Origin of the sequence: Streptomyces ziwulingensis (assembly GCF_039542605.1) — a bacterium.
GTDB lineage: Bacteria > Actinomycetota > Actinomycetes > Streptomycetales > Streptomycetaceae > Streptomyces > Streptomyces ziwulingensis.
The window spans coordinates 116,912-143,291 of record NZ_BAABIG010000043.1 but is presented as its reverse complement, the minus strand read 5'-3'; the positions used below and the strand labels follow the sequence as shown (position 1 = coordinate 143,291).

Below are 26,380 nucleotides of genomic sequence, written 5' to 3'. Positions count from 1 at the left end.
CAGAGAAACCGGATTCCGGGGAATCCGGAGGAATCCGGGGACATGGTCGGCCGCGGCGGCGTGCAGGGGGGCCGTCGCGGCCGACGTCTGTCCGGCACTCGGTCGGCGCTCCGCGAGACCGGTGGCGCTCCGTCGGGCCGGCGCTCCGTCAGAATGCGGTCGACATCGGCGGGTAACCGTTCGTCTTCCGGAATTCGGTGAACATTCGACCTCAAGAGGTGTGAGACACCGTTCCACTTGGCGATTCTCTTGACATGGACCTGTTGCCCGATCAGCGGGCGGCAGCCTCATGGAGGTGTGCAATGCACCGCAGACTCGCCACCGCTCTCTCCGCCTCGGCCCTCGCCCTCGGCACGGTCGTCGCCACCGCCACCGCCGCGGACGCCGCCCCCGCGGACAAGCCCCAGGTCCTCTCCCGCTGGACCCAGACCAGCGCGTCGAGCTACAGCCAGTGGAACACCGCGCGCGCCCACCAGTCCGCCTGGTCGGCGTACGGCTTCGACTGGACGACCGACTACTGCTCCTCCTCGCCGGACAACCCGCTCGGCTTCCCCTTCGCCACCTCGTGCGCCCGCCACGACTTCGGCTACCGCAACTACAAGGCGGCCGGCGCCTTCGCCGCCAACAAGCCCCGCCTCGACAGCGCCCTGTACGAGGACCTCAAGCGGGTCTGCAACTCCTACAGCGGCGGCACGAAGACGGCCTGCACCAGCACCGCCTGGACGTACTACCAGGCGGTGCGGGCGTTCGGCTGAGCACGCAGGCCGGGCGGCCGGGCCGGTCGAGCAGCCGGTCAGGCGGGCGGTCAGGCGGCGGCGGCCGTCTCGTCCGCCGCGCAGTGGTCGAGCGCGTCGAGGTGGCCCGCGTCGACCGGCACCTTCGCCGTCCTGGTGGCCCCGGCCGGCACCGTGACGTCCACGTACCCGAAGTCCAGCGGAGTGGTGTGGGTGGCGTCCAGGAAGTCGACGGACGCCGAGAAGGTGCCCGAGCGGGAGTTGGGGTTGGTGACCTCGACGGTGGCGTACGGCCGGTCGGCGCTCGCGCAGCTCACCAGCTTCACGGTGGCGTCCTGGAGGACCGACACCGTGCTGCCGCCGGAGCCGGAGCCTGGGGTGGAGGTGTCGTCGTAGTCGCCGTACTCGTCGTCGTCCTTGTAGGCACTGCCGCCCGACGTCGACGAGGAGTTGTCGTGATCCTGGGAGGAGGAACTGCACCCGCCACCGGAGTCGCTCCCGCTACCGCCGCCCCCGTGGCCGCGTCCCGTCGAGAAACCGGTCAGCGCCAGGACCGTCAGCGCCGCGACCGTCGTCCACTTGAGCACTCTCCCCCGTGTCCGCATGTACGCCACACTAATCGGCACGTGTCACGAGCATGTCACTGCACAGCCACGGGCCCGCACCCGGGACGGGCGGGGCGGGGCGGGGCGCGACGGGGTGGGGCCGGCGCGGGTGGACTCAGGCCGTGCGCGCCGTCCCCGTGCCCTTCTCCGCGTCGAGCGCGTACACGCACCTGTCCTTGCTGCACGCGTACACGATGCCGTCCTTCACCACCGGCGTGCCGGTGATCTCGCCGCCGGTCGCCAGTTTCCAGCGCAGCCGGCCGTCGTCGGCCTTGAGCGTGTAGAGGAGGTGGTCGGTGGAGCCGAAGTGGATGCGGCCCTCGGCCACCGCGGGGGCGCCCACGATGTCGCCGCCCGCCTGGAAGCGCCACTTGGGCGTGCCGGTGACGGCGTCCAGGGTGTAGAGGCCCTTGCCGCTGCCGACGTGGACATGGCCCGCGGCGACCAGGACCGGTTCGGTGGAGGCGCGGGACTCGGTCGCGATGCGCCAGCGGTCGCGGCCGTCGGCGGCGTCCAGGGCGTAGACCGTGCCGAGGTAGTCGGCCAGGTAGACGCCGCCGCCGGTGACGGCCGGGCCCGGCACGAAGACCGGCGGGGAGAGGAAGACCGCGGGGGCCTCGAAGTGCCAGCGGACGTGGCCGCCGGTCGCGTCGAGCGCCAGCACGCGGGTGCCGGCGCAGACGTAGACGTAACCGTCCTCCGCGTGGGTCAGGCGGACCGGGACGCCGCCGCAGGAGGCCGCGTCGCCGATCGGGTACGACCAGCGCTCGTCGCCGGTACGGGCGTCCAGGGCGCGCAGCCGGGCGTCCTGCCAGACGTAGACCGTCCCGCCGTGCAGGGCCGCGCCCGCCTCCGGGGACTCGAACTCGGTCTGGCAGCCGGACAGCTCCCACAGTTTCCGGCCGCCGGCCGCCTCGTACGCCTGGACGCCGCCGCCGCGCGTGCCGGCCACGACGGTGCCCCGGTCGGCCTTGAGGGAGTACACCCAGGCATCCGTCTGCAGGCGCCAGAGGTCGCCGCCCTCGCGGGCGTCCAGGGCGAAGAGGGTGGGCCCGTCGGAGGCGTGGATACGGCCGTCCGCGACCGCCATCGACCAGGCCACGTCGCGGGTCTTGAAGCGGCGGCGGCCGGTGGCCACGTCCAGGGCGTGCACCTCGAAGGAGGTGACGTAGACCAGGTCGTCGGCGACCGAGGGGGTGCCCCAGACGTCGTTGGACATCCGGAACCGCCAGGGCCGCCAGCCGGCCGCCGCCGCGTCCGGGGGCGCGGCGGGGGCGGGCGGCGCGGCGGTCACGGCGGGGTCGGCGCCGTTGACGCCGGGGCGCGGTTTGGACCAGGAGGCGGCGAGGGCGGCCTCGGGGGCCGGCGCCTTGACGGCGGTGGCGCGCATGTCGGCGACGCGGGGGCCGGGGCCGATGGCCACCGCCGCGCCCGCCAGTCGCACCGGCCCGGTGTCCGGGCCGCCGGCCGGCGCGGGCACCGCCCGGGCGGGGACGACGGGGTCGTGCGCGGGCGGGGGCGGGACCTGGGCGACACGGCCACCGCCGCCGCGGCCCGCGGCGGGCGCGGCCTTGACGGACGTACGGCCGCCCCGGCGGCCCTCGATCAGGCTCACCGCGCGCTCGGGCAGCCACGCCGACGCCGTACCGCTGTCGTCGGAGCCGGAGCCGAACAGGTGCGGGGCGAGCTGGGACTGGAGGTCGGCGGGGCTGGGCCGGCCGTGCGCCTCCATCTGCATGCAGGACTCGATCAGCGGGCGGAGTTCCTCGGGCAGCCCGTCCAGGTCGGGGCCCTCGCGCAGCAGCATGAAGACCGTCTCCACCGGGTTGGCGCCGTGGAACGGGGCGTGGCCGGTGGCGGCGAAGACGAGGGTCGAGCCCAGGGAGAAGACATCGCTGGCGCCGGTGACGCTGCGTGAGTCCTTGGCCTGCTCGGGCGACATGTAGGCGGGGGTGCCCACGGCGACGTTGGTCATCGTCAGACGGGTGTTCGAGACACCGGAGGCGATGCCGAAGTCGATCACCCGGGGGCCGTCCTCGACGACCAGGACGTTGGAGGGCTTGAGGTCGCGGTGGACCAGTCCGGCACCGTGGATGGACTGGAGCGCCTCGGCGACGCCCGCCGCCAGCCAGCGCACCGCCTGGGCCGGCATCGGCCCGCACTCGTTCACTATCTCTTCCAGCGAGGGTGCCGGCACGTAGGCGGTCGCCAGCCAGGGCACGGCGGCGCGCGGGTCGGCGTCGACCACGGCCGCCGTGTAGAAACCGGAGACCGCGCGGGCCGCCTCGACCTCACGCGTGAAGCGCACCCGGAAGAGCTGGTCCTCGGCCAGTTCCGTGCGCACCGTCTTGATCGCCACGCGCCGTCCGGACGCCGAGCGCGCCAGATAGACCAGCCCCATGCCGCCGGCCCCGAGCCGCCCCAGCACCTCGAACGGCCCGATCCGCCGCGGATCGTGCTGCGTAAGCTGATCCACCACTTGCTTGCCACCTCCCCGTACGAACCGCGCCACCCACATATGTACGCGGCCGAAGTGCAGCGTCTCACCACCGCACCGGCGTGGCGCCACGCACCCCGATTCTTCCTGTCCCGGGCCCCGGTGGCGAACCCGCGGGCAATCAGGGTGTCTCACGTCATTTACGGGCAAAGGGCTGCATCTGCTCACCGGCGCGGCGCGCCCCTGCAGTCGTGGATCACCGTTGCAGCAGGGCGAACGAGGCTCCCTGGTCGTCCCCGGCCACCGCGACCCCGCCGTACGACGTCTCGAAGGGCGGGACCTGGACGCGTCCGCCGAGCCGGGCCACCGTGCCGAGCGCCGCCTCGACGTCCGCCACGAGGAAGTGGACGAGGAAGTGCGGCGGCATCTCGGCGGGGAAGACGGCGGAGACCGGCGCCCGGCCGAAGTCGGGTTCGGCTCCCGGGCCGAAGAGGGCGTCGTGGAACAGGTGGCCGTAGAACGCGTCGGCGGCCTCGGTGTCCCGGGTGTACAGCTCGGCCCAGGTGAAGGTGGACGGCTCGTGCCGCCGGGCGAAACCGGCGTGGCCGGCCGGCTGCCACAGGCCGAAGACGGCGCCCTGCGGGTCGGCGGCGAGCGCCGCCGTGCCCCCGTCGGCCGGGTGCGGTGCGGTGACGAGCTGCCCGCCGCCCGCCCGGATCCGCCCGGCCAGGGCGACGGCGTCGGAGGTGGCGAAGTACACCGTCCAGACGGTCGGCATCCGGCCGTCCCGCTTGGGCGCGAGCGCGGCGACCGGATCACCGCCGAGGCGCGCCAGGGCCCGGGAGTTCCGGGGTCCTGAGTCCCGAGGTCCTGGGTCCCGAGGTCCTGGGTCCCGAGGTCCTGGGTCCGGGGGCTCGGCGTCCGGGGGTCGGTCGCCGCCGGGGGCGTCGAAGGTCCACCCGAAGAGCCCGCCGTAGAAGCGTTTGCCCGCCGCCACGTCGGGGAGCTGCGCGTCCACCCAGCAGGGGACGCCCTCCGGGTACGCGGATGCGCTGTTTTCGGCCATGTCGTCAAAGTAACCGTCCGCCGCGCACCGCGCAGACCAGGCACAGCGCCCTCCGCGCGCCCCCGCACCCCATTTGCAGTCGGCCGAATAGCGCTCCGATCACCCGTCGGTAAGCTGACGACATGACAGGACAAGTGCGTACCGTCGACGGCCGCGTGGCCGGCCGGCGAGGGCAGGCGACCCGCCAGAAGCTGCTCGACTGCCTCAGCGAGATGCTCAGCTCCTCCGCGTACCGGGACGTCAAGGTCATCGATGTCGCCCGGAAGGCAGGCACTTCGCCCGCCACCTTCTACCAGTACTTTCCGGACGTCGAGGGCGCCGTCCTGGAGCTCGCCGAGCAAACGGTCGCCGACAGCGCCGCCTTGACCGGTCTGGTCCAGGGCCGCTCCTGGGTGGGCAAGGCCGGCTGGCAGACGGCGCAGGAACTGGTCGACGGCTTCCTGGAGTTCTGGCGGAAGAACGACGCCATCCTCCGGGTGGTCGACCTCGGGGCCGCCGAGGGCGACAAGCGCTTCTACAAGCTCCGGATGAAGATCCTGAACTCGGTGAACAGCTCGCTGGCGGAGTCGGTCGCCGAGTTGCGGTCCAAGGGCAAGGTCGACAAGGACGTGAACCCGGCGGCGGTGGCCGGCGCGCTGGTGACGATGCTCGCCGCCGCCGCCTCGCACCAGAAGGGCTTCTCCTCCTGGGGCGTCAAGCAGGCCGAACTCAAGCCCAGCCTCTCCCTCCTGGTCCACCTGGGCATCACCGGGAAGAAGCCGACGCGGTGACCGGGCGGGGTCACGCGACCCCGCACTCCCCCTTGGCATCAAGTCCTGTCCAAGTCCTGTCTGCCAGGCGGCGGTTCACCCGAGTGGACCGCCGCCTGTCGCGTCCCGCGGCGGTCCCGCGGCGGTCCCGCGGCGGTCCGGCGGCGGCCCCGCGGTGGGAACACCCGCGCGCCCGCCCGCGTTGTGCCGGAACCGGCACGACGACGCCCCGCGACCGTCCGAGGAGAAGACCACCATGGCCCTGACCCGTGCAGAACGCGAGCAGTTCCTGGCCGAACCGCACATCGCCGCGCTGGCGGTCGACGCGGGCGCGGGCCGCGCCCCGCTGACGGTGCCGATCTGGTACCAGTACGCACCCGGCGGCGACGTCTGGATCATGACCGGCGCGACCTCGCGCAAGTACGAACTGATCAAGGCGGCGGGCCGGTTCTCGCTGATGGTGGAGCGGGTGGAGCCCACCATCAGGTACGTGTCGGTGGAGGGCCCGGTCGTGGAGACGTTCCCGGCCACCTCCGGCCACCTGCGGGAGATCTCCGCCCGCTACCTCCCGGCCGAGAAGGTCGACGGCTACATCGACTTCGCCTCGAAGAACCACGGCGACCAGGTGGTCGTACGGCTGCGGCCGGAGCGGTGGGTCTCCTCCGACCTCGGCTCGGTGTGACCGGGGCCCACGAAGCAAGGACCAGAGACCAGGAACCAGGAAACAAGGACCAAGGACCAAGGACCGGAGCATGGACAGCGATCTTCACGAGCTGCTGAGGTCCCTTCGGGTGTGGGACCCGGAGACCACCGAGCTGCCGCCGTTCGACCCGGACGCCGCGCCCGACGAGCCGCTGCCCCTGTTCACCCGGTGGTTCGCCGAGACGGTGGCGGCCGGGCAGCGCGAGCCGCACACCGTCTCCCTGGCGACGGCCGACGCGGACGGCACGCCGGACGTGCGGATCGTGATGCTGCACGGCGCTGACGCCGGCGGCTGGTCCTTCGCCGGCCACGCGGAAAGCCGCAAGGGCCGCCACCTCGCCGCCCGCCCGTACGCCGCCCTCGCCTTCCACTGGCCGGTGCTGGGCCGTCAGGTGCGGGTGCGCGGCCCGGTCACCGTCGCCCCGGCCGAGCAGGCGCAGGCCGATCTGCACGCCCGTTCGACGGGTGCGCTGGCCGCCGCGCTCACCGGCCGGCAGAGCCGGGCACTCGGCTCCCTCGCGGAACTGGCCGACGCCTCCGCCACGGCCTGGGACCGGGCCGCCGCGCACCCCGGGACCCCGGCCCCGACCTGGACGCTGTACCGCCTGCGCCCGGACGAGGTGGAGTTCTTCCAGGGCGACCCGCACCGCCGTCACGTACGCCTCGCCTACCGGCGCGGGTCCTCGGCGGAGGCCGCCGGGACGGGGTGGGACCGGCGGTTGCTCTGGCCGTGAGCGGTCAGCGCGCCGGCGCCTCGTCCATGGCAAGGCGGGCGTGCAGGTGGACGTCGCGGAAGGCGTCGCGCCGGTTCTCCTCGTACATCGCCCCGCGCAGGACGCCCTCGGCGCGGAACCCGCACCGTTCGGCGACCCGGAGTCACCCTCTCCGAGGGCGGTCGACGGTCGTCTCCCGGCCCCCGGCGGCCAACCGTGATCAATCAGCAACCAATTCCGGTCTCGGCCGAGACCCATCGACGAGTCGCGTCATTACGCTCGCGCTCATGGCTGACTCCTCCCCGCCCGCACCCCCCGCGGACCGCCCCGTCTACGTGGTCGGCGGCGGCCCCGGCGGGCTCGCCGTCGCGTACGCCCTGCGCGCCCGGGGCCTGCGGGCGGTGGTCCTGGAACGCTCCGACCAGGTCGGCGCGTCCTGGCGGCGCCACTACGACCGGCTGCGCCTGCACACCACCCGCCGCCTGTCCGCGCTGCCCGGCCTGCCGATGCCGCGCCGCTTCGGCCGCTGGCCGTCCCGGGACGACGTGGTGCGGTACCTGGAGAAGTACGCCGAACACCACCGCCTGGAGGTGGTCACCGGCGTCGAGGTGCACCGCGTCGAGCGCGCGCCCGACGGCGCCGGCTGGCTGCTGCACGCCAGCGGGGGCCGCGAGCTGACCGGCGCCGCGGTCGTCGTCGCCACCGGGTACAACCACACCCCGCGGCTGCCGCGCTGGCCCGGCCGCGACACCTACACCGGCGAGTTCCTGCACGCCGGCGCCTACCGCGCGGCCGGGCCCTACGCCGGCCGGGACGTCCTGGTCGTCGGCGTCGGCAACACCGGCGCCGAGATAGCCGTCGACCTCGCGGACGGCGGCGCCTCGCGGGTACGGCTCTCCGTGCGCACCGCCCCGCACCTGCTGCGCCGCTCCACCGCGGGCTGGCCCGCCCAGTACACGGGCGTCCTGGTCCGCCGGCTGCCCGTCGCCCTGGTCGACCGGCTGGCCCGGCCGGTGGCCCGGCTGAGCGTGCCCGACCTGTCGGCCCACGGTCTGCCCCGCCCCGGCACCGGGCTCTACAGCCGCGTGAGACAGGGGTCCATACCCGTGCAGGACGCGGGTCTGATCGACGCGGTGCGCGGGGGCCGGGTGGAGGTCGTGGCCGCCGTGGACGGCTTCGAGGACGGCCGGGTGGTCCTCGCCGACGGCGAGCGGGTGGCCCCGGACGCGGTGATCGCGGCGACCGGATACGTCCGCGGCCTGGAGAACCTGGTCGGCCACCTGGACGTGCTCGACGCGAGCGGCCGGCCGGTCGTCCGTGGCGGCCGCTCCCCGAAGAACGCGCCCGGCCTGTACTTCACCGGTTTCACCAACCCCATCAGCGGCATGCTCCGCGAACTCGCCCGCGACGCGGCCCGCATCGCGAAGGCCGTCGCCCGCCGCGACGCCGACGGGGTGTCCCGGCTGCCGGGCTGACCGCAGGAGCCCCGTCCGCAGGAGCCCCGTTCGCGGTATCCGGCGGGTCCCCCCGCCCCGCCGCCTTCCGCACCTCGCGGCGGCGGGCGTACGCACCGGTCAGAGCGGTACCACCGGCAGGTCGGACGGCTGGTGGCGGCGGATCACCAGAGCCATCAGGGCCGCCGCCGCGCACAGCGCCCCGGAGGCGTACCAGACGACGTCGTAGGTGCCGAAGGTGTCGCGGGCGACGCCGCCGAGGAAGGCGACGAGGGCGGCGCCGACCTGGTGCGAGGCGAGGACCCAGCCGAAGACGATCGCGCTGTCGTCGCCGTAGCGCTCGCGGCACAGGGCGAGGGTGGGCGGGACGGTGGCGACCCAGTCCAGGCCGTAGAAGACGATGAAGAAGATCATCGGCGGGTGCACGTTCGGCGCGAGCAGCAGCGGGAGGAAGAGCAGCGAGACGCCGCGCAGTGCGTAGTAGACGGCGAGCAGGCGGCGCGGTTCGAAGCGGTCGGTGAACCAGCCGGAGGCGATCGTGCCGACCACGTCGAAGACACCGATGACGGCGAGCAGCGAGGCGGCGGCCGTGATCGGCATGCCGTGGTCGTGCGCGGCGGGCACGAAGTGGGTCTGCACCAGGCCGTTGGTCGAGGCGCCGCAGATGGCGAAGGTCCCGGCCAGCAGCCAGAACGGGCCGGTGCGCGCGGCGGAGAAGAGCACCCCGAGCGTGCGCCGGGCGGCGCCCCGTACCGGCGCGGGCTTGGGTACGAACTCCCGCGCGCCGTACGGCTTCTGCCCGAGGTCGGCCGGGTGGTCGTGGAGCAGCAGCCAGACGAAGGGGACGACGGCGAGCGCGGCGAGCGCGACCGTGACGGCGGCGGGCCGCCAGTCGTACGTCTCCACGATCCAGCTCAGCAGCGGCAGGAAGATCAACTGCCCGGAGGCCGAGGCCGCGGTGAGGATGCCGCTGACCAGTCCGCGCCGGGTGGTGAACCAGCGGTTGGTGACGGTGGCCGCGAAGGCCAGCGCCATCGAACCGGAGCCGAGCCCGACCAGCAGCCCCCAGCAGAGCATCAGTTGCCAGGCCGACTCCATCCAGTACGTCAGTCCGGAGCCGAACGCGATCACGGTCAGGGCGACGGCGACCACCCGCCGGATGCCGAAGCGGTCCATCAGGGCCGCGGCGAAGGGGGCGGTCAGACCGTAGAGCGCGAGGTTGACGGAGACGGCGGCCCCGATCGTGCCGCGTGACCAGCCGAACTCGGCGTGCAGCGGGTCGATGAGGAGTCCGGGCACAGAACGGAAGGCGGCCGCGCCGATGATCGTCACGAAGGTGACGGCGGCGACGAACCAGGCCCGGTGCACCCGGCCGCGGCGACGCGCCCGGCCGCGGTCCGCTCCGCCCTTGTCCGGTCCGCCCTGCTCCTGGCCGTCCTGGTCCGGTCCGCCCTGGTCCGGTCCGTCCTGGTCCGGTCCGTCCTGGTCCGGTCCGCCCTGGTCCGGGCGGGAGGGTTCGGTCGGCTCCTCGGCGGCCATGGCATCGGTTGTCTGGGTCACGTCATAGAGCTTCGGTCGCCGATGCCGTACGAACGAGTGGCCCGCACGTCAGTGTTCGTTAGGATCGGGCCATGCCGGATGACCGTACGTCCCGCCCGCACCGCGTCGTCGTACTCGCCCTCGACGGCCTGCTCCCCTTCGAACTGGGCATCCCCCAGCGGATCTTCGGTCGGGCCAGGGACGCCCGGCACCGGCTGTTGTACGAGGTCGTCACCTGCTCGGTCCGGCCGCCGGGCCCGGTCGTCACCGATGCCGACTTCTCGATCCTCGTACGGAACGGCCCCGAGGCCCTGGCCACCGCCGACACGGTGGTCGTCCCCGCCTCCTATGAGCTGGGCCCGGTGCACGAGGAGGGCGTGCTCACCGAGGAGTTGGCAGCGGCCCTCGCCCAAGTCCGCCCGGGTACCCGGCTGGTCGCGATCTGCACCGGCGGTTACGTGCTCGCCGCCGCCGGTCTCCTCGACGGCCGCCCGGCCACCACGCACTGGGCCTCCGCCGAGCACTTCCAGCGTCTCTTCCCGAAGGTCGAGGTCGATCCGGACGTCCTGTTCGTGGACGACGGCGACGTGCTGACCTCCGCCGGGGTCGCGGCCGGGATCGACCTGTGCGTGCACATCGTGCGCCGGGACCACGGTACGGCGGTCGCCAACGAGGTGGCCCGGCGCACGGTGGTGCCGCCCCACCGCGACGGCGGTCAGGCCCAGTACATCGAGCGGCCGGTGCCCGATCCGCAGCAGTCGTCCACCATCGCCGCCCGCGCCTGGGCCCTCGCGCGGCTGCACGAGCCGATCCAGTTGCGGGACATGGCGGCCCAGGAGGCCATGTCGGTACGTACCTTCACCCGCCGGTTCCGTGCGGAGGCCGGCCTCAGCCCCGGCCAGTGGCTCACCCGGCAGCGGGTCGAACGCGCCCGGCATCTACTGGAGTCCACCGGCCTCTCGGTCGACCAAGTGGCGCGGGAGGCGGGCTTCGGCACGGCCCAGTCGATGCGCCAGCATCTCCAGGCGGCGCTCGGGGTCACGCCGACCGCCTACCGCCGGACGTTCCGCAGCGGCGCCCTCGCCTGAGACCGGCCTCGCGTCCGGATCACGGGATCACGGGATCACGGGATCTTCAGGTCTCCGGATCTCCGGATGCCCAGATCTCCAGATCTCCGGGTCTTCAGATCCCCAGAAGTTATCCACAGCCTGTGGATGAATGGTGGGGTTCGGTCGGCCGGACGGCGGCGCGGCGCCCGTACCGTGAGGTCGGCGCCGCTCACCGCCACCCGACCCGGCGGGTGTCCGCCCTGGCCCCCTGGACCTCGAAGGGAACGGCCGCCGGATCACGACCCACACTCGCCGAGGGCTTCCGTCACCGAAGCCCTCGCCGTCCCCTCACGGCGAATCGCTGATCTCAAGGGTGAACAAGAGGTGACGGCCGGTCAACCCGCCCAGGGGAATTAGTCGTCAAGGTCCCTTTTGCTCCGGACGCGCACGGAAGCACGGACGGCGCGACGGCGCACAGGCCGACGAGACGATGACAACGGGCGCGGCCGCAACCCCCGCCGCCCCGCGGCCTACACCACCTCGTACGTCAGACCTTCGTACGCCAGCCCTTCGTAGGCCACCGTCGAGCCGTAGGCCGCGGTGGACTCCCGGCGCCGGACACAGCGGTCCAGTTCGCACCAGATGCGCTTCCCGCCGTCCTCGCGGCTCCAGCCCCAGCGGTCGGCGAGGCCGTCGACCAGGGCGAGCCCCCGGCCGCCCGTCGCGTCGCCGTCCACATACCGGGGCACCGGGGCGCGCTCGCTGGCGTCGGCCACCTCCAGCCGGACGGTGGCCCCCTCGGCCACGGCGCGGGGCAGGGAGAGTTGGAGCACGGCCGGCCGGCCGGTGTGCACGACGGCGTTGGTGACCAGCTCCGAGACGAGCAGGACGAGGGTCTCGGCGAGCGGCTCGTCGGCCCGCACCCCGGACCTGGCGAGCCGCGCCCGGGCCCATCTGCGGGCCCGCCCGACCTCTGCGGGGTCGGGCCGGATCTCCAGTCGCACTTGAAGCACCTGCACCGCTCACACCATCCGAACCGGCGGACACTTAGGCTCGCGCCTCACGAGGGCCACGATCGTAGCCATTACCTGCACGGCCGGGACAGCGGCCGGGTGGGGAGTCACGGAACGTGACTCCCGTGAAGAACAGCATGGTTGACGTTCCGTCACCCCAACAAGCGCTTCAGGCATATTCCAGCGCGAAGGAGTACTCGTGGGGGATACTGCGCGGCGCTCGCCGCGGACCGTCGGGCGAGCGGTGACGTAAGGGCCTGAAACCCTTGCCGTACCGGCGCGTACCGGCCTTTCCGGAGCCGCCGCAGGGGCGACGCCGGCACGGCTCGCGCTCCGGATCACTCGCATCGCACCCAAGGTACCGGAGCCCGGCTCCGACTCCGGGCCGTGACGGGTCACACCCCGGACACAACCCGGCAACGACGCTCCGTGATCATGACATTGCCACGATCCGTGACATCCGCACGGCCGTTCACGGTAATGCCCCAGCACACGGGCGTCCGCCGCGATCGGGTCGGCGCGCCACCCGCGACGCGTCGCTCACCCTCCGTGATAATCGCCGGACGACGCGTGTGCGTCCGGCCGACCCGGCCGACCCGAAGGACCCGGTTGAGTCCGGAGCGGGGTGACCGCCGGGTGCCGGGCCGCGGCCCGCGCCGCCGGCCGCGGTGCCGGAAACGGCGGACGGCCGGTCCCCGGCGGCGAACCGCCACGGACCGGCCGAACCGGGTCCCGGCTTCGGGCGTGTTGCGCACGGCGGGGCGAGGCCCCGGCGCCGCCACTCCGGCACGACGAGGCAGCCGCCGCTCCGGCACGGTGCGGCAGCCACTGCTCCGGCACCGTGCGGCAGCCGCTACTCCGGCACGGTGAAGTAACGGGCGAAGGCCGGTACGACGTCCGGCTCGCCGACTCTGCCGTCGCCGTCCGCGTCGAGCAGCGCCACGGCCGGTCCGATGGCCTCGGCGGGCACGCCGAGGGCGGTGAGCACCCGCCCGGCGTCCTCGACCGAGGCGGTCCCCTCGCCGTCGGTGTCGGCCACGGCGAGGGCCGCGTGCAGGAAGGGGCGGGCGATCTCGGCGAACCGGTCCGGGTTGTCCCGCAGGCGCTTGACCGCGCCGGTGACGAACTCCGCACGCGTGATCCGCTGGTCGCCGTCGCGGTCGGCGATACCGGCCATGCCCTGCCAGAGCGCCTCGGCTCCGCCGTACAGCGCCTGGCCCTTGTCGGTCCGGGCCGCGGCACCGAACTCCGCCAGCACGGCCTTGGCCGCCCGGTTGAAGTCCTCGCGGTCGATGTAGCCGTTGCCGTCCTGGTCGAAGAGGGCGAACCGGTCGGCGATCCTGCGTTCGTACTCGCTGCTGACCATCTCTTCTCTGGCCGCCTTACGTCGGAGGGTGCGTCTCGCTCGGAGCGTACGACGCCGGGGAGGGTCCTGCTGGACGGAAAAAGTGGAGCGGGGAAAGGTCCCGGCGAGGGTCTCAGGCGGACAGTGGGCGTGGTTCGTCGCCGGTCGCCGAGTCGAGGTCGGGATGGCAGTCGAAGAGTCTGCGCACGCCCAGCGCGCCGAGCACGCGGTTGACGTGGGAACCGTCGACCGCGCCCTGGGCCGGGAGGATCAGCCGCAGCCTGCCCTGGCAGGAGCACATCAGGCGCCGGGCGGCGACCAGCACACTCACGCCGCTGGAATCGCAGAAGAGCACGTCGGAGAGGTCGAGGACGAGACTGTGCTGTCCCTCCGCCACCACGTCGTGCACCCGCTGGCGCAGCATGGGTGACGTCACCATGTCCAGTTCGCCCGTCACTTCGAGTACGGCCCACCGGCCTCGTTCATCACCGGTCACGTGGAACCCCACCACCATGCCCTTCACTCGCCGGTACACCGGAAAACTCCGGCGTATGCCTTCAACTCGCTCAACTCACTCAAACCAACTCAAAACGGAAGCCTTGCTTACGTTTCTTGGCCGCGCACCTGCCCAGCGGCCGTTCCCGCAAACACTCCGAGGGGAACGGGCAGCGGGGCGAAGCCGCTTATTCCGGCGCGGGGCTTGTACCACTCGGGGGCCCCCGCGGGGCGCGCATTGCCATAAAGGGGCGTGCGCCGTCATACGTGCCGACTACATTCGAGGAGACGACGGCCGCGGGCTGGACACCGACGGTCACGGTCCGGACGTCGCAGCCGAGCAGGGGGTGAGAGTGCCGCATGGCGAGGAAGGACGCGCCGCTGGGCTGGGACCGCAAGACGCAGCAGCGGCTCGCCCGCGGCGAGGCCGCGGCCCTGGGTGAGCTGTACGACCGGTTCGCCTCCCTGGTGCACGGTCTCGCCCACCGCGTGCTGGGCGACGAACAGGCCGCCGACGCGGTCACCCGCGAGGTCTTCACCCACGTCTGGGAACATCCGGACGCCTACGACCCGAAGCGGGGCCCGCTGCGCACCTGGATCGCCGAACTCACCCACCGGCTGGCCGTACGGCGGCTGCGGGCCACCGGGACGGCCGCCCTCGCGCGCGGCGGCCCGGGCACCGCCGCGGACCTGGAGCACAAGGTGCGCCACGCCGCGGTCGCCGCCCGCGCCGACTACATCGTCCAGTCCATGCCCGTACCGCTGCGCGCCGCGCTGGAACGGGCCTACTTCCGGCGCCGCGACTACCGGCAGACCGCCGCGGACCTGGGCATCACCGAGGACGAGGCCCGCCGCAGGCTCCGCCTCGGCCTGCAACTCCTCGCCACGGCCGAGGACGCGGCCGGCCCGCCCGGATACGGCGGTGCGGCATGAGCGGAACCCGGCACACGGGGGTGTACCCGCACCACATCGACGCGGGCGACGCCGGCGAAGCGGGCGACGGGGGCGACCAGGACACCTGGCCCGCCGCGGCGCGAGGCGGCCCGGCGGGCGGCCCGGTCCCGCCGGACGACTCCCCGAACCACCCGGGCACACCGCACGGGTCCGACGGGCCGGACGGGCCGGACAGGCCGGATGATCCCCTCGGGTCGCACGGCCCCCACGCGTCGCACGGCCCCCACGAGCCAGGAGGACCGGACGGCTCCGGCGGCTCGGACGGACCCGGCGGCTCGGACGGCTCCGGCGGCTCGGACGGACCCGGCGGCTCGGACGGCTCCGGCGGCTCGGACGGACCCGGCGGGCCAGGCGGGGCGGGTTCCCGTGGTGGGCGGGGAGCCGGCCGGGAGCCGCGAATCCCGTTGCCGCGCACCCCTGTGGAGGACGGCGGGCTGCCGCAGTCCGCACCATCGCCCGCACCACCGCCCGCACCACCGGCGCCCGCTCGCGGGGCCGCCGTGCAGCACGTACCGCTCGTGCTGGAGCACCAGGTGCTGACCTCGCTGCTGGGTGCCTGGGCGCTGGCCGTCTGCTCGCCCGAGGAGGCGGCGGCCGTCGACGCGCACCTCGGCGCGTGCGCGACCTGCGCCGAGGAGGCCGGACGGCTGCGGCGGGCGGTCGCGCTGCTCCAGCGGCCGGAGAGCCTCGACCTGGACCTGGCGCTGCGCAACCGCGTCCTCGACGGCTGCCTGGCCCGGCGTCCGCCGCGCATCCCGGTGCCCGAGTGGGCCACGCCCTACGACGCCGAGACCGCCCGCCTGGACGCGCTGCTCCAGGACATCGGCGACGCCGACTGGCACACGCCGGTACGGCTGCGCTGGTTCTCGGCCGACGGCACGGCGAGCCGCCGCGCCACCGTCGCCGGGGTCGTCGCGCACCTGCTGGCCGTCGACGGCCTGGTCGCGGTCGCCCTCGGCCTTCCCGACCCGCTCGGCGAGATCCCCGCCCCGAATCCGGCGCCGGCGAGCCGCACCGAGGCGTACTGGCGGGCCTCGCACCTCCCGCCCACCCGCGCGGTGCGGGCACCCTGGCGCGCCCAGAGCCACGACCTCGTGCGCACGGTCTCCTTCACCGGCAGCGGCGCGGGCCGGATGCCGGTCTCGTACGGCGACTTCGAGCTGCCGCTGCACGACGCGATGGTGGACCGGGCCTTCGAGTGCTGGGTGCACGCCGAGGACATCGCCCAGGCGGTGGCCTACCCGTACGGCCCGCCCTCCCCGCGCCACCTCAACCGCATGATCGACCTCGCGGCCCGGATGCTGCCGGCCGCCCTCGCCCAGCGCCGCCGCGCCGGGACGGCCGCACCCGGCGGCCACCGGCACCTGGTGGCGGCCGGGGCGCCCGGCCGCAGTCTGCGCCTGGAGATCGAGGGCTCGGGCGGCGGCGAGTGGCTGATCCCGCTGGACTCCCCCGCGGCGGGCTCCGCCGCGCACGAGGTGGCGCACGTCGCGCTGGACGGGGTCGAGTTCTGCCGGCTCACCGCGGGGCGGGTCCCGCCCGAGGAGGCTGCGGCCGGTCAGGACGGCGACCGGGAGGCGATCAGGGACGTACTGTTCGCGGCGGCGAGCCTGAGCCGGATGTAAGGACGGCTGCCCACAGCCACCCGCGCACCCGAACCCGGACCCGAACCCGACCTCGAACGCCAAACCCGGCCCTGAGCCCGGACCCGGACCCCCGCCCCCGTACGCGCTCCAGCGCTCGCGCGCTCTAGGCGAAGACCACGGTCCGGCGCCCGTTCAGCAGGATCCGGCGCTCCGCGTGCCACTTCACGGCCCGCGCCAGCGCCTGGCACTCCACGTCCCGCCCGATCGCGACGAGCTGGTCGGGGGTGACGTCGTGCCCCACCCGCTCGACCTCCTGCTCGATGATCGGCCCCTCGTCGAGGTCGGCCGTCACGTAGTGCGCGGTCGCGCCGATCAGCTTCACGCCCCGCGCGTGCGCCTGGTGGTACGGCTTCGCGCCCTTGAAGCTCGGCAGGAAGGAGTGGTGGATGTTGATGATCCGCCCGCTGAGCTGCTTGCACAGGTCGTCGGAGAGCACCTGCATGTACCGGGCGAGGACGACCAGTTCGACGTTGCGCTCGCGCACGATCTCCAGCAGCCGCGCCTCGCCCTCGGCCTTGGTGTCCTTGGTCACCGCGATGTGGTGGAAGGGGACGTCGTAGGACCCCACCAGCTCGGCGAAGTCGCCGTGGTTGGAGACCACCGCGGCGATCTCGACCGGCAGCGCGCCGATCCGGGCCCGGAAGAGCAGGTCGTTCAGGCAGTGCCCGAACCTGCTCACCATCAGCACGACGCGCATCTTCTCGTCGGCCCGGTGGATCTGCCAGTCCATCCGGAAGGCGTCGCCGATCGCGGTGAAACTGGCGCGCAGCTTGTCCACGGTCACCGGCTCCTCGGCGGAGAAGTGGACGCGCATGAAGAACAGGCCCGTGTCGTGGTCGCCGAACTGCTGGCTGTCCTCGATGTTGCAACCGGTCATGAACAAGTAGCTCGACACGGCGTGCACGATGCCCTGCTTGTCCGGGCACGAGAGGGTGAGGACGTACTGGTCGGCGGGGGCCGCGGCGCGGGTGGACTGCTCGTTCATGCGGGACAGGGTCCCATATCCGCGTCCCCCGCCGGGGTGCCGTCCCGCTACGCGGACCGCGTCAGGATGCTCAGCAGCTCCAGCGTGCGCGGCGCCGTGTCCGGGTCGTCGCCGTCGCTCGACGCCAGCCGGACGTGCGCGTCCCGGGCCGCCCGCACCGCGTCCGGCCAGGCCGCGTGCGCGAGGTACGTGGAGACCGGCGCGTCCGGCCCCACCTCGTGCATGATCCGCAGCACCCGCAGGACGGCGGTGTCGACCAGCGCGGCCTCCTGGGAGTCCCGGAAGATCGTGCCGACGTACTTCTCCGCGGACCAGTGGTCCAGCCAGGTGTCCTCCACCAGCCGGTAGACCGCGTCGGTGACGTCACCGTAGCCGTCGACGCCGGCCAGCCAGACGCCGCGCTGGAAGGCGGGATCGGAGAGCATGTGCAGCGCCGAGCGCACGTTGCTGCGCCAGCGCCACCACGGCATGTCGTTCAAAGGCATGCCGCCCATGGTGGGGGAGCGACGGCCGCGACGGGAAGAGTTCTCCGAACCTTGCACGGTCATCGATCGTACGTTCCCCTTCATGCCCGTCCCACCGGCCCCCGTATTTCACCTTCGTGTCACTCCACATTGACCGGAGGTCGCTTCCAGGTTATCCGTACCGCGGAATCCTGAGGAACCATGACCGGCAGGCGACGCACCCTCGGCCCCTCCCTCCCCGGCCTCCTGCGGAACCTGGGGAAACGCGCCCGGACCGCGGGCGTGTGGGCGGCGTGCGCGTCCGTCGCCGTCGGCTGCGGGGTCGTCCAGGGGGTCGCGGGCGACGCCGACGAGGACACGATCACCGTCATGACCTGGGCGCCCCAGGACACCAAGGCGACCAACAAGCCCGGCATGCCCGCCTTCGCCCGCGCCTACGCCCGCTGGATCAACGACCGGGGTGGCCTGGGCGGACGGAAGCTCACCGTCCTGACCTGCAACGACCACAACGACAACGGGGGCGCCGCCAAGTGCGCCCGGCGCGCGGTCAAGGAGGGCGCCGTCGCGGTGGTCGGCTCCTACAGCCAGCACTCCGACGCCTTCCTCCCCATCCTGGAGGGCGCCGGCATCCCGTACATCGGCGGGTACGGCACCACCAACGAGGAGTTCACCAGTCCGCTGTCCTACCCGGTCAACGGCGGTCAGCCCGCGCTCCTGGCCGGGCTGGGCAGCGCGCTGGCCGGCACCTGCGGCCCCGTCACCCTGGTCCGCCCCGACACCATCGCGGGCGACCAGCTCCCCGCCCTGATCGACTCCGGCCTGGTGGCGGGCGGGCACGCGCGCGCCCTGGACCAGCGGGCCGCGGAGGACGCCACCGAGTACGACGGCCAGGCCGGCCGCGCGCTGGCGCGGTCGACGACGGACCCGCTGGCCAAGGGGTGCGTGGTGCCGGTGCTCGGCGACCGCACGGGCACCTTCATGGACTCCTTCCGGCGCGCCCGCGAGGACCACTCCGAGGTGCGCACGGCGACCGTGCTGGGCAGCGTCGACCAGGCGACGATCAACGCCACCGGCGGGGCGTCCAGCCCGTACGAGGGGTCGTACGTCACCAGTTGGTACCCGGTGGCGACCGACGCGCGCTGGCAGCCGCTGCAGAAGGTGATCAAGGAGAAGGCGTTCGGCGACAACCGCGTCGACGCGGCGGACGCCGGAGTGCAGACCACCTGGATCGCCTACACCGTGCTCAAGGGGATCGTCGAGGCGCTCGGCGAGGGCGAGGTGAGCGCCGACGTGATCACCCGCGCCCTCGACGACGGCATGAAGGTGGAGACCGGCGGGCTCACGCCGGCGCTCCAGTGGCGGTTCCAGGACAAGCTGGCCTCCGTCGGGTTCCCTCGGCTGGTCAACACCGAGGTCACCCTCCAGGTGGTACGGGACGGGAAGCTGGTGTCGGCCCGCAAGGGCTCCCTCGACACCACCGAGACGCTGGAGAACGCCGACGTGAGCTGAGCAGCCCCCGCCTGCCCCGTTGCCCCTGCTCGCCCCCGTTGCCCCCGTTGCTCCCGCTCACCCCTGCTCGCCCCCGATCAGAGCTGGACGGGCTGGCGCTGGGTGAGTCCGTACGTCTTCGCGATCTGGTTCCACAGCTCGGCGGCCTTGGCCTTCTCGGTGCTGGCCGTCTCGCTCTGGCCGTTGCCCGCCTTGGTCTGGCCGGTGGAGCGGGCCTGGCCCTTCTGGCACCCCTTCTTGCCGGCCGCCTGGTCCGCCCAGGCCGCGTAGTGGTTGTCGGCCGACGCCGACGCCTGCCACGCCTTGGTCAGGGCGGTGGTCAGTTCCTCGTGCCGGGGCAGCTTGTCCACGGAGAGCTGCCCGAGCCGGGTGACGAGGTCGGTGCGCTGCTCGGCCGCGTCCCGCAGGTCGCCCGCCGCCTCGGAGAGGTTGTCGCAGGACCTGACGTCCCCCACGGCACTGATCACCGCGCTGCGGCTGTTGCCGCTGTCGGCGAGCAGCTCGTCCAGCGCGACGGCCTGCTCGCGGACGGGGTCGGCGGAGGCCGGCGCGGAGGCGGAGCCCTCGGTGGCGGGGGCCGTGGCGGAGACGGTCCGGTCGGCGTCGTCCTTCTCCTCACCGTCCCCGCCGGCCAGGAACGCCCCGGCCGCGATACCGACCACGGCGAGGCCGACGCCGACGGCCGCCAGCAGCGGCAGCCGCGAACCGGTCCGGGTGCGCCCGCCCCGGTCGTCGTGGCCGCCGTGGTTTCCGTGGTTGCCCTCAGGTCCGCCGTGCCGCCGGCCGGCGGTGGGGGGCGGGGGCTGCGCGGGGTCGACGCGGGGCATCTGCTGGGTGGCCCCGGCCGGGCCGTCGCCGCCGGAGCCGCGGAAGAGGTTGTCGAACTCGGCGGGCGGCTGCCGGTCGGCGTCCTGGCCGGGCGCGGCACCGAACGGCGCGGCCGCCACCGGCGGTATGTACTGCGTCGCCTCCGCGTCCGAGCCGGCGGCCGGCGGCAGCGGGCCGGGCCCCTGCGGGGCGGGCGGCGTCGGACGCCTCAGCGCCCGCGTGTCCTCGGAGGTGTCCCGCGCGGAGCGCTCGGGCGGCAGCGCGCCCGGTGCGACCGGCGGGATGTACTGCGTGGCGCCCTCGTCGGCGGAGGCCGCCACGGGGGGTATGAACTGCGTGGCCGCCTGGTCGGCGGGGGCCGTCGTCACCTGCGGCAGGTAGTGGGTCGCCCGGTCCTCGGCGGGCGGCAGCGGCGCGGCTCCGCCCTGCGGCCCGTACGACTCCCGGGCCTCCCCGTATCCCTGGGGACCGCCGCCGTATCCCTGCGGACCGCCCCCGTATTCCTGCGGACCGCCGCCGTATCCCTCCGGACCGCCCCCGTATCCCTCCGGACCGCCCCCGTATTCCTGCGGACCGCCGCCGTATCCCTCCGGACCCCCGGGCTGGTACGCCCCGGGCGCGAAATCCTGCTGCGCGCCGGGCTGATGGGCGCCGGACGCCGGAGTCTGCGGGGTGCCGTAGGACGGGGCGTGGCCGCCCTCCGGGGGCAGCGGACCGGGGCCCGGCTGGTACGGCGTCCGCGAGGCGTCCTGGGCGGGCCAGGACTGCTGGTCGGGCTGTCCGTGCGCGTTCCAGGACGCGGACGCGTCCTGGTCCGGGGACGGGCCCTCGGGGCCACCGGGGCCCCAGGGCTGGTTCCACGCCTGACCGCCGGGCGGGGCCGAGGCGGGGGCGGGGGCGGGCCTGCCGGGCTGCGGGGCCCAGACGCCCGCCAGTCCCGGCAGCAGGGGCTCGCCACCGTCGGAGGGCAGCACGATGCCTTCGCGCGCGGGGCGCTGCGAGGGCTCCTCGCCCTGTCCACTCTGCGTCACCGGGACTCCTACGAATGGGGGACCTTCGGAATCGTCGGCTCACGCTACCGGGTCCCCCGAGCCCACGGCCACGCAGCACAGGGCGTGACCTCCCGCCCTGTGACGGCGGTAACAACGCCGGGTCCGCTATGCCGTTGGGACGCCCTCCTTCCGTACGCGCCGCCGGTCACGCCGCCGCCTGGAGTTCCAGCCGCGCTCCGAACTCCTTCACCACCGCCTCGTCCCGGTAGGGCTCCAGCCGCTGCTGGAGGTCCTCCAGGTACTCGGCGCCCCGGTTGGAGCGCAGGGTGCCGAGGAGTTCCACGGCCTTGAGACCGGTGTGGCACGCCTCCTCGACCTCCCGCCGCTGCACCTGCGCGGTGGCGAGCAGCACATAGCCGATGGCCCGCCTGCGCGCCCGGCTCTCCGGGTGCCCGGCGAGCGACTGCTCGGCGCAGCGGGCCGCCGCGTCCGCCTGCCCCAGGTCCCGGTGGCAGTGGGCCAACTCGTCGGCGAGGTACGCCTCGTCGAAGTGGGCGATCCAGGCCGGGTCGTCCCCGGCGGAGTCACCGGCCGACTCCATCGCCGCGACCGCCTGCCCGGCGGCCGTCTGGGCCCCTCGCACGTCGCCGAGGAGCGCGTGCCCGCGGGCCTCGGCGGCGTGGAACATCGCCTCCGCGCGCGGGGTGGCCCGGCCGCGCGCCCCTTCCTGCGCCGCCCGCGCCAACTGGGCGATCTCGCGCGGGTTTCCGAGCTGGGCGGCAAGGTGGCTCATCGACGCGGCGAGCACGTATCCGCCGTAGCCGCGGTCGCCGGCCGCCTGGGCGAGCCGCAGCGCCTGGATGTAGTACCGCTGCGCCAGCCCGGGTTGTCCGGTGTCCACGGCCATGTACCCGGCGAGTTCGGTCAGTCGGGCCACCGCCCCGAACAGGTCCCGGCCGACCGCCTCCCGGTAGGAGCCCGCGAGCAGCCCGGAGACGACGCTGTTGAGGTAGTGCACGACGACCGGGCGCACGTGCCCGCTGCCGTGCTGGTGGTCCAGGTCGACCAGGGCCTGCGTCATCGCCCGCACGGCCGCCACGTCGGACTGCCCCACCCGGGGCCCGGCCGCACGCGCGACCTGCGGGTCGGGGGCGGAGATCAGCCAGTCGCGGCTCGGTTCGACCAGCGCGGACGCGGCGACCGAGGAACCGGAGAGGAAGTCCCGCCGGCCGACGTCGCTGCGCCACAGTTCGCAGACCTGCTCGATGGCGCCCAGCACGGTCGGCGAGAACAGGAGGCCGACGCCGGACGCGAGGTTCTTGCCGTTGGCCATGCCGATCTCGTCGATCGTGACCGTACGGCCGAGTTTGCGGCCGAGCGCCTCGGCGATGACGGCCGGCGCCCGGCCCCGGGGCTGCTGTCCGCGCAGCCAGCGGGCCACGGACGTCTTGTCGTACCTCAGGTCGAGACCGTGCTCGGCGCCGCACATGTTGACCCGGCGGGCGAGGCCCGCGTTGGAGCAGCCCGCTTCCTGGATGAGCGCCTGCAGCCGTTCGTTCGGCTGCCGCGCGACGAGTGGCCTTGCGGCCATGGCGTACCCCCTGCTTCATGGCTCGGGTGCCTGCCCGTGCACCGAGTTGACGTGTCTTTCACCGAAAGAATCCGGCCGTGAAGATCAATGCCCCGACGTAGAGCGGAAAATGCGAGGCTTGCGAGGATTGCCGGGTAACGGCTGCCGCCGTGCCCCCCTGACGTGGCTACCCAACTCGCACCGGGGATCCTCACGCGCGCCCCCGGACGTGCAACCATGCGCCCCGGCTGCGGAATCGATGCTCCTCCCCCGCGCGCGCGGGAGCCGTAACCGAAGATGAGTGCGGGAGTTGAGTTCCACGTGGAAGAAACGGTCCCCGGCACCGAAGCCGCACAGATTCCCCGGCAGCGCGGCGCATCGCTGCTGGAGGCCGCAGTCCGCTACGCCGAGGAGCGTCACTGGGACGTGTTTCCCGGTACCTGGCTGGAAGCCGCCCGCGGGGTGCAGCGCTGCTCCTGCGGGGCCACGGCGTGCGCCGCCCCGGGCGCGCACCCGGCGCGCGCCGACTGGGCGGCCCAGGCGACCGGCAGCGCGACCGTCGCGCGCCGGATGTGGCAGAAGCAGCCGACGGCGTCGGTCCTGCTGCCCACGGGCCGTACGTTCGACGCGATCGACGTGCCGGAGACGGCCGGGTTCCTCGCGCTGGCCCGGATGGAGCGGATGGGGCTGACGCCGGGGCCGGTGACGCAGGCACCGGACCGGCGGATGCGGTTCCTCGTCCTGCCGGGGGCGGCGGCGAAGGTGCCGGACCTGGCCGGCCGGCTCGGCTGGTCCCCGTCGGGGCTCGACCTTCGCGCGTGCGGCGAGGGCGCGTACGTGGCGGCGCCGCCGACGAGGTGCGGGGCCTGGGGGGCGGCGGTGCAGTGGGCCTGCCCGCCGACGTCCGCGAACCGGTGGCTGCCGGACGTGGAGGAGTTGATCCCGGCGCTCGCCTACGCGTGCGGGCGGGAGCGGTAGCAGGAGCGGTTCGGTAGCGGGAGCGGTTCGCTAGCGGGAGCGGTTCGGGAGCGGGAGCGGTTCGGGAGCGATTCGGTAGCGGTAGCGCCCTCCGTCCGCCGGGTTCCGTCGCCCCTCGCGACCTGGTCCCCCCGTAGGGTTCGGGTCATGACGTCAGCCGTACGCGTGCAAGGGCTCTGGAAGCGGTTCGGGCAGCAGGTCGCCGTGGCGGGGATCGATCTGGAGCTGCCCGCCGGGAAGTTCATCGGGCTCGTCGGGCCGAACGGGGCCGGGAAGACCACCACACTGTCGATGGTGACCGGGCTGCTCCGGCCGGACCAGGGGACGGTGGAGGTCGTCGGGCACGACGTGTGGAGCGATCCGGTCGAGGTGAAGGCCCGGATCGGGGTACTGCCCGAGGGGCTACGGCTGTTCGAGCGGCTGTCGGGACGGGAACTGCTCGGCTACACCGGCCGATTGCGCGGACTGCCCGGCGCCGAGGTCGACAAGCGGGCCGCCCAGCTCCTCGACGTCCTGGACCTGGCCGGCGCCCAGCACAAGCTGGTCGTCGACTACTCGACCGGCATGCGCAAGAAGATCGGCCTGGCGAGCGCGCTGCTGCACAACCCCGAGGTGCTGTTCCTGGACGAGCCGTTCGAGGGCGTCGACCCGGTGTCGGCCCAGACCATCCGGGGCGTGCTGGAGCGGTACACCGCCTCCGGCGCCACCGTGGTCTTCTCCTCCCACGTCATGGAACTGGTCGAGTCGCTGTGCGACTGGGTGGCCGTGCTCGCCGCGGGCCGCATCCGCGCCACCGGTCCCCTCGCCGAGGTGCGCGGTGCGGCCCCCTCGCTCCAGGAGGCGTTCCTCACCCTCGTCGGGGCGGGCGCACGCACCGCCGGGTCCGACCTGGAATGGCTGGGCGGCGGTAACCGATGACCGCGGGCGCCTCCTCGCACCCCGCCGTCACCCCGGTCTTCGTGCGGCTGAAGCTGTCGCTGCTGCGCAACGGACTGCGGCAGTCCGGCGGTCGGCGGGCCGCCTACATCGCCTCGGCCGCCCTCGTCCTGCTCTTCGCCCTGCTCCAGCTCGTCGGCCTGATCGCGCTGCGCGGCCACGCGCACGCGGACTCCCTCGTGGTGCTGCTGGCGGCGGTACTGGCCGTGGGCTGGGCGGTGATGCCGCTGTTCTTCCCCGGCGGCGACGAGACGCTGGACCCCACCCGGCTGGTCATGCTGCCGTTGCGGCCCCGCCCGCTGGTACGGGCACTGCTGGTCTCCTCGCTGGTGGGCATCGGCCCGCTCTTCACGCTCTGCCTGTTCGCCGGCTCGGTGGTCGCGCTGGCGCACGGCCCCGCGGCGTACGCCGTCGGTGTCGTCGGCGTCGTCCTCGCGCTGCTGGTCTGCGTGGCCCTCGCGCGGGCCGTCGCCGCCGCCAACGTACGGCTGCTGACCAGCCGCAAGGGGCGGGATCTGGCGGTGCTGAGCGGGCTGGTCATCGCGGTCGGCGCGCAGGTGGTGAACTTCGGCGCGCAGCGGCTCGGCAGCTCCGGGCTGGCGGAACTGGACGCGCCGGCCGAGGTGGTGCGCTGGGTGCCGCCCGCGTCGGCGCTCGGCGCGGTCGCCGCGGCGAGCGAGGGCTCGTACGGGACCGCCCTCGCCCAGCTCGCCCTGTGCGCGGCGCTGCTGACGCTGCTCCTCGCGGTGTGGACCCGGCACCTGACCCGGCTGATGACCTCCCCGGACGGCTCCACGCTGCCGGGGGCCGGCACCGCCGCCCGGCAGCGCGCCTCGACCGGACTCGCCCGGTTGCTGCCGGCCGGCCGCACCGGCACCGCCATGGAACGCACCCTGCGGTACGTGTGGCGCGACCCGAAGACCAAGGCGGCCTGGGTCACCTCGCTGGCGATCGGCCTGATCGTGCCGGTCTTCAACGCCTGGCAGGGCACCGGCTCGGTGTACTTCGCCTGCTTCGCCGCAGGGATGCTCGGCATCCAGATGTACAACCAGTTCGGGCAGGACACCTCGGCGTTCTGGATGGTCGCGATGACGATCTCCTCGGCCCGGCAGGCGTACGTCGAACTGCGCGCGCGGGCGCTGGCCCTGCTGCTGATCACGCTGCCGTACGCCACGCTCGTCACCGTCGTGACGGCGGCGATGCTCGGCGACTGGGAGAAGCTGCCGGAGGCACTGGGGCTCTCCTACGCGCTGCTCGGCGCGATGCTGGCGACCGGCGCCTGGACCTCCGCCCGCTTCCCGTACTCCATCCCGCAGGAGGGGCACAAGAACGCGGCCCCGGGGCAGGTCGGGCTCGCCTGGATCTCGATCTTCGGCGGGATGGTCGCCGCGGCCCTGCTGTGCGCCCCGGTCATCGCGCTGGCGATCTGGCGGAGCGTCAGCGCCGGCGGCGACGGATGGGGGTGGGTGCTGCTGCCGGCCGGCACGGTCTGGGGCGCGGCGCTGACAGTGGTCGGGCTCCGCTTCGCCGCGCCGCAGACGGCCCGGCGGCTGCCGGAGATCCTGACGGCGGTCAGCAAGGGCTGAGACCGGCCGGCCGGCTCACGCGCGTCAGCTC

23 protein-coding genes and 1 pseudogene are annotated in these 26,380 nt (G+C 73.9%); 12 read left to right on the top strand and 12 right to left on the bottom strand.

What is annotated here, in order from left to right; all coding sequences use genetic code 11:
- Positions 1 to 302 precede the first annotated feature (302 nt).
- Entirely contained in the window at positions 303 to 755 is a 453-nt protein-coding gene (locus ABEB00_RS21875; protein WP_345621684.1) for a phospholipase, read from the top strand.
- Between the two features lie 50 nt (positions 756 to 805).
- On the opposite strand, the gene ABEB00_RS21870 is transcribed toward ABEB00_RS21875, so the two are convergent.
- From ABEB00_RS21870 to kbpA, 3 genes are all read right to left on the bottom strand, one after another.
- Positions 806 to 1,339 carry a hypothetical protein gene (locus tag ABEB00_RS21870; protein WP_345621683.1) on the bottom strand — a complete coding sequence of 178 codons (534 nt, stop codon included), beginning with the start codon at positions 1,337 to 1,339 and terminating at the stop codon, positions 806 to 808.
- A 115-nt stretch (positions 1,340 to 1,454) separates the two neighbouring features.
- A complete protein-coding gene (afsK, locus tag ABEB00_RS21865) occupies positions 1,455 to 3,818 on the bottom strand; it encodes a protein serine/threonine kinase AfsK (protein ID WP_345621682.1) in 2,364 nt (787 codons plus the stop codon).
- Positions 3,819 to 4,032: 214 nt separating this feature from the next.
- Complete coding sequence (gene kbpA, locus ABEB00_RS21860; protein WP_345621681.1) at positions 4,033 to 4,842, bottom strand: AfsK-binding protein KbpA; 810 nt, start codon at positions 4,840 to 4,842, stop codon at positions 4,033 to 4,035.
- 134 nt (positions 4,843 to 4,976) lie between these two features.
- On the opposite strand from kbpA, the gene ABEB00_RS21855 reads away from it, so the two are divergent.
- From ABEB00_RS21855 to ABEB00_RS21845, 3 genes are all read left to right on the top strand, one after another.
- The gene (locus tag ABEB00_RS21855; RefSeq protein ID WP_345621719.1) at positions 4,977 to 5,612 is read left to right on the top strand and encodes a TetR family transcriptional regulator; all 636 of its coding nucleotides are present in this window, start codon (positions 4,977 to 4,979) and stop codon (positions 5,610 to 5,612) included.
- A 235-nt stretch (positions 5,613 to 5,847) separates the two neighbouring features.
- A complete protein-coding gene (locus ABEB00_RS21850; protein WP_345621679.1) occupies positions 5,848 to 6,273 on the top strand; it encodes a pyridoxamine 5'-phosphate oxidase family protein in 426 nt (141 codons plus the stop codon).
- A 70-nt stretch (positions 6,274 to 6,343) separates the two neighbouring features.
- Entirely contained in the window at positions 6,344 to 7,027 is a 684-nt protein-coding gene (locus tag ABEB00_RS21845) for a pyridoxine/pyridoxamine 5'-phosphate oxidase (protein WP_345621677.1), read from the top strand.
- A 4-nt stretch (positions 7,028 to 7,031) separates the two neighbouring features.
- Here the strand turns inward: ABEB00_RS21845 and ABEB00_RS21840 are convergent.
- Positions 7,032 to 7,166 (bottom strand): annotated as a pseudogene (locus ABEB00_RS21840) (GNAT family N-acetyltransferase); the annotation flags it as partial.
- 127 nt (positions 7,167 to 7,293) lie between these two features.
- On the opposite strand from ABEB00_RS21840, the gene ABEB00_RS21835 reads away from it, so the two are divergent.
- Positions 7,294 to 8,481, top strand: a complete 1,188-nt coding sequence (locus ABEB00_RS21835) for a flavin-containing monooxygenase (protein WP_345621676.1) — start codon at positions 7,294 to 7,296, stop codon at positions 8,479 to 8,481.
- 99 nt (positions 8,482 to 8,580) lie between these two features.
- Here ABEB00_RS21835 and ABEB00_RS21830 read toward each other — a convergent pair whose 3' ends face one another.
- On the bottom strand, positions 8,581 to 10,020 hold the full coding sequence (locus tag ABEB00_RS21830) for an MFS transporter (RefSeq protein ID WP_345621675.1): 1,440 nt from the start codon (positions 10,018 to 10,020) through the stop codon (positions 8,581 to 8,583).
- A 71-nt stretch (positions 10,021 to 10,091) separates the two neighbouring features.
- On the opposite strand from ABEB00_RS21830, the gene ABEB00_RS21825 reads away from it, so the two are divergent.
- The gene (locus ABEB00_RS21825) at positions 10,092 to 11,087 is read left to right on the top strand and encodes a GlxA family transcriptional regulator (protein WP_345621674.1); all 996 of its coding nucleotides are present in this window, start codon (positions 10,092 to 10,094) and stop codon (positions 11,085 to 11,087) included.
- Between the two features lie 491 nt (positions 11,088 to 11,578).
- Here ABEB00_RS21825 and ABEB00_RS21820 read toward each other — a convergent pair whose 3' ends face one another.
- The 3 genes from ABEB00_RS21820 to ABEB00_RS21810 form a co-directional block, all read right to left on the bottom strand.
- Positions 11,579 to 12,052, bottom strand: a complete 474-nt coding sequence (locus tag ABEB00_RS21820) for an ATP-binding protein (protein WP_345621673.1) — start codon at positions 12,050 to 12,052, stop codon at positions 11,579 to 11,581.
- Between the two features lie 862 nt (positions 12,053 to 12,914).
- Entirely contained in the window at positions 12,915 to 13,427 is a 513-nt protein-coding gene (locus ABEB00_RS21815) for an EF-hand domain-containing protein (RefSeq protein ID WP_345621672.1), read from the bottom strand.
- Between the two features lie 112 nt (positions 13,428 to 13,539).
- Positions 13,540 to 13,920, bottom strand: a complete 381-nt coding sequence (locus ABEB00_RS21810; protein ID WP_345621717.1) for an STAS domain-containing protein — start codon at positions 13,918 to 13,920, stop codon at positions 13,540 to 13,542.
- 341 nt (positions 13,921 to 14,261) lie between these two features.
- Here ABEB00_RS21810 and ABEB00_RS21805 point away from each other — a divergent pair, with 341 nt between their 5' ends.
- A complete protein-coding gene (locus ABEB00_RS21805; protein ID WP_345621671.1) occupies positions 14,262 to 14,834 on the top strand; it encodes a sigma-70 family RNA polymerase sigma factor in 573 nt (190 codons plus the stop codon).
- Between the two features lie 20 nt (positions 14,835 to 14,854).
- Positions 14,855 to 16,480, top strand: a complete 1,626-nt coding sequence (locus ABEB00_RS21800) for a maleylpyruvate isomerase N-terminal domain-containing protein (RefSeq protein ID WP_425586546.1) — start codon at positions 14,855 to 14,857, stop codon at positions 16,478 to 16,480.
- Between the two features lie 124 nt (positions 16,481 to 16,604).
- On the opposite strand, the gene purU is transcribed toward ABEB00_RS21800, so the two are convergent.
- Together purU and ABEB00_RS21790 are read right to left on the bottom strand one after the other, a co-directional pair.
- On the bottom strand, positions 16,605 to 17,486 hold the full coding sequence (purU, locus tag ABEB00_RS21795) for a formyltetrahydrofolate deformylase (protein WP_345621669.1): 882 nt from the start codon (positions 17,484 to 17,486) through the stop codon (positions 16,605 to 16,607).
- Between the two features lie 47 nt (positions 17,487 to 17,533).
- On the bottom strand, positions 17,534 to 18,034 hold the full coding sequence (locus ABEB00_RS21790) for an SCO4402 family protein (RefSeq protein WP_345621667.1): 501 nt from the start codon (positions 18,032 to 18,034) through the stop codon (positions 17,534 to 17,536).
- Positions 18,035 to 18,151: 117 nt separating this feature from the next.
- Between ABEB00_RS21790 and ABEB00_RS21785 the strand changes: the two genes are divergently transcribed.
- Complete coding sequence (locus tag ABEB00_RS21785) at positions 18,152 to 19,459, top strand: ABC transporter substrate-binding protein (protein WP_345621666.1); 1,308 nt, start codon at positions 18,152 to 18,154, stop codon at positions 19,457 to 19,459.
- Positions 19,460 to 19,536: 77 nt separating this feature from the next.
- Here ABEB00_RS21785 and ABEB00_RS21780 read toward each other — a convergent pair whose 3' ends face one another.
- Together ABEB00_RS21780 and ABEB00_RS21775 are read right to left on the bottom strand one after the other, a co-directional pair.
- Positions 19,537 to 21,318 (bottom strand): hypothetical protein, encoded by a 1,782-nt coding sequence (locus ABEB00_RS21780; protein ID WP_345621665.1) that lies wholly within the window; start codon positions 21,316 to 21,318, stop codon positions 19,537 to 19,539.
- A 166-nt stretch (positions 21,319 to 21,484) separates the two neighbouring features.
- A complete protein-coding gene (locus ABEB00_RS21775; protein ID WP_345621663.1) occupies positions 21,485 to 22,870 on the bottom strand; it encodes an NsdA family TPR-like regulatory protein in 1,386 nt (461 codons plus the stop codon).
- Between the two features lie 300 nt (positions 22,871 to 23,170).
- Here ABEB00_RS21775 and ABEB00_RS21770 point away from each other — a divergent pair, with 300 nt between their 5' ends.
- From ABEB00_RS21770 to ABEB00_RS21760, 3 genes are all read left to right on the top strand, one after another.
- Positions 23,171 to 23,827, top strand: coding sequence for a bifunctional DNA primase/polymerase (locus ABEB00_RS21770; RefSeq protein WP_345621715.1), 657 nt, complete (start codon positions 23,171 to 23,173; stop codon positions 23,825 to 23,827).
- Between the two features lie 147 nt (positions 23,828 to 23,974).
- Complete coding sequence (locus ABEB00_RS21765; protein ID WP_345621662.1) at positions 23,975 to 24,745, top strand: ABC transporter ATP-binding protein; 771 nt, start codon at positions 23,975 to 23,977, stop codon at positions 24,743 to 24,745.
- On the top strand, positions 24,742 to 26,349 hold the full coding sequence (locus ABEB00_RS21760) for a transporter (protein WP_345621661.1): 1,608 nt from the start codon (positions 24,742 to 24,744) through the stop codon (positions 26,347 to 26,349). Before ABEB00_RS21765 ends, ABEB00_RS21760 begins: the two co-directional genes overlap by 4 nt.
- Positions 26,350 to 26,380: the final 31 nt, after the last annotated feature.

Excerpts from the sequence above, each read along its gene's own strand:
- ABEB00_RS21815 (WP_345621672.1), bottom strand. The coding sequence starts at position 13,427 with ATGGTCAGCAGCGAGTACGAACGCAGGATCGCCGACCGGTTCGCCCTC.
- ABEB00_RS21850 (WP_345621679.1), top strand. The coding sequence starts at position 5,848 with ATGGCCCTGACCCGTGCAGAACGCGAGCAGTTCCTGGCCGAACCGCAC.
- ABEB00_RS21875 (WP_345621684.1), top strand. The coding sequence starts at position 303 with ATGCACCGCAGACTCGCCACCGCTCTCTCCGCCTCGGCCCTCGCCCTC.
- ABEB00_RS21765 (WP_345621662.1), top strand. The coding sequence starts at position 23,975 with ATGACGTCAGCCGTACGCGTGCAAGGGCTCTGGAAGCGGTTCGGGCAG.
- ABEB00_RS21825 (WP_345621674.1), top strand. The coding sequence starts at position 10,092 with ATGCCGGATGACCGTACGTCCCGCCCGCACCGCGTCGTCGTACTCGCC.
- kbpA (WP_345621681.1), bottom strand. The coding sequence starts at position 4,842 with ATGGCCGAAAACAGCGCATCCGCGTACCCGGAGGGCGTCCCCTGCTGG.
- ABEB00_RS21870 (WP_345621683.1), bottom strand. The coding sequence starts at position 1,339 with ATGCGGACACGGGGGAGAGTGCTCAAGTGGACGACGGTCGCGGCGCTG.
- ABEB00_RS21785 (WP_345621666.1), top strand. The coding sequence starts at position 18,152 with ATGACCGGCAGGCGACGCACCCTCGGCCCCTCCCTCCCCGGCCTCCTG.
- ABEB00_RS21835 (WP_345621676.1), top strand. The coding sequence starts at position 7,294 with ATGGCTGACTCCTCCCCGCCCGCACCCCCCGCGGACCGCCCCGTCTAC.
- purU (WP_345621669.1), bottom strand. The coding sequence starts at position 17,486 with ATGAACGAGCAGTCCACCCGCGCCGCGGCCCCCGCCGACCAGTACGTC.
- ABEB00_RS21775 (WP_345621663.1), bottom strand. The coding sequence starts at position 22,870 with ATGGCCGCAAGGCCACTCGTCGCGCGGCAGCCGAACGAACGGCTGCAG.
- ABEB00_RS21845 (WP_345621677.1), top strand. The coding sequence starts at position 6,344 with ATGGACAGCGATCTTCACGAGCTGCTGAGGTCCCTTCGGGTGTGGGAC.
- ABEB00_RS21810 (WP_345621717.1), bottom strand. The coding sequence starts at position 13,920 with ATGGTGGTGGGGTTCCACGTGACCGGTGATGAACGAGGCCGGTGGGCC.
- ABEB00_RS21760 (WP_345621661.1), top strand. The coding sequence starts at position 24,742 with ATGACCGCGGGCGCCTCCTCGCACCCCGCCGTCACCCCGGTCTTCGTG.
- ABEB00_RS21790 (WP_345621667.1), bottom strand. The coding sequence starts at position 18,034 with ATGACCGTGCAAGGTTCGGAGAACTCTTCCCGTCGCGGCCGTCGCTCC.
- ABEB00_RS21805 (WP_345621671.1), top strand. The coding sequence starts at position 14,262 with ATGGCGAGGAAGGACGCGCCGCTGGGCTGGGACCGCAAGACGCAGCAG.